The organism is Terribacillus saccharophilus, from assembly GCF_002272745.1.
GTDB lineage: Bacteria > Bacillota > Bacilli > Bacillales > Amphibacillaceae > Terribacillus > Terribacillus saccharophilus_B.
The window spans coordinates 1-770 of record NZ_NPBD01000026.1 but is presented as its reverse complement, the minus strand read 5'-3'; the positions used below and the strand labels follow the sequence as shown (position 1 = coordinate 770).

At 51.2% G+C, this 770-nt stretch carries 7 tRNA genes; all 7 read right to left on the bottom strand.

The features are described 5' to 3' along the window. Nucleotides 1-7: 7 nt before the first annotated feature. The 7 genes from CHH58_RS18040 to CHH58_RS18010 all read right to left on the bottom strand — a co-directional run bounded on the left by CHH58_RS18040 (nucleotide 8) and on the right by CHH58_RS18010 (nucleotide 758). Nucleotides 8-80, bottom strand: a tRNA-Phe gene (locus CHH58_RS18040). A gap of 28 nt (nucleotides 81-108) precedes the next feature. After that, a tRNA-Asp gene (locus tag CHH58_RS18035) sits at nucleotides 109-185 on the bottom strand. A 106-nt stretch (nucleotides 186-291) separates the two neighbouring features. Next, a tRNA-Met gene (locus tag CHH58_RS18030) sits at nucleotides 292-366 on the bottom strand. A 36-nt stretch (nucleotides 367-402) separates the two neighbouring features. Beyond that, a tRNA-Val gene (locus CHH58_RS18025) sits at nucleotides 403-478 on the bottom strand. Nucleotides 479-498: 20 nt separating this feature from the next. After that, nucleotides 499-573 (bottom strand) — tRNA-Glu (locus tag CHH58_RS18020). 17 nt (nucleotides 574-590) lie between these two features. After that, a tRNA-Ser gene (locus CHH58_RS18015) sits at nucleotides 591-682 on the bottom strand. Nucleotide 683: 1 nt separating this feature from the next. Beyond that, nucleotides 684-758: transfer RNA gene (locus CHH58_RS18010), tRNA-Asn, on the bottom strand. Nucleotides 759-770 lie beyond the last annotated feature (12 nt).

The following is a 770-nucleotide window of genomic DNA, read 5'->3' as shown; positions in this document are numbered from 1 at the left end:
ATGAGAGTGGCTCGGGACGGAATCGAACCGCCGACACACGGATTTTCAGTCCGTTGCTCTACCGACTGAGCTACCGAGCCATTATGTAACATACAATGTTGTAAAAAGTGGCGGTCCGGACGGGACTCGAACCCGCGACCTCCTGCGTGACAGGCAGGCATTCTAACCAACTGAACTACCGGACCACTTTATAATACAACCATATCTTTTGAGAGATCTAATGATTGCACACTTCGTGCACTCCCATTTTTCACTAGCTAAGAAGAATTTCACGTAGTAAGTGAAAGATTATGGTTGCGGGGGCAGGATTTGAACCTGCGACCTTCGGGTTATGAGCCCGACGAGCTACCCCTGCTCCACCCCGCGATAATAAAAGGTATTTTCTAAAAAACTAGATAAAGATGGTGGAGGATGACGGGCTCGAACCGCCGACCCTCTGCTTGTAAGGCAGATGCTCTCCCAGCTGAGCTAATCCTCCGGATTGGTCTTGAAAATAAATGGTGACCCGTACGGGATTCGAACCCGTGATACCGCCGTGAAAGGGCGGTGTCTTAACCGCTTGACCAACGGGCCATTTATGTAAAGTGTGATGGCGGAGAGCGAGGGATTCGAACCCTCGAGACCGCGTTAGCAGCCTACACGATTTCCAATCGTGCTCCTTCGGCCACTCGGACAGCTCTCCGTGGCTCCACAGGCAGGATTCGAACCTGCGACCGATCGGTTAACAGCCGATAGCTCTACCACTGAGCTACTGTGGAATAATCATAATT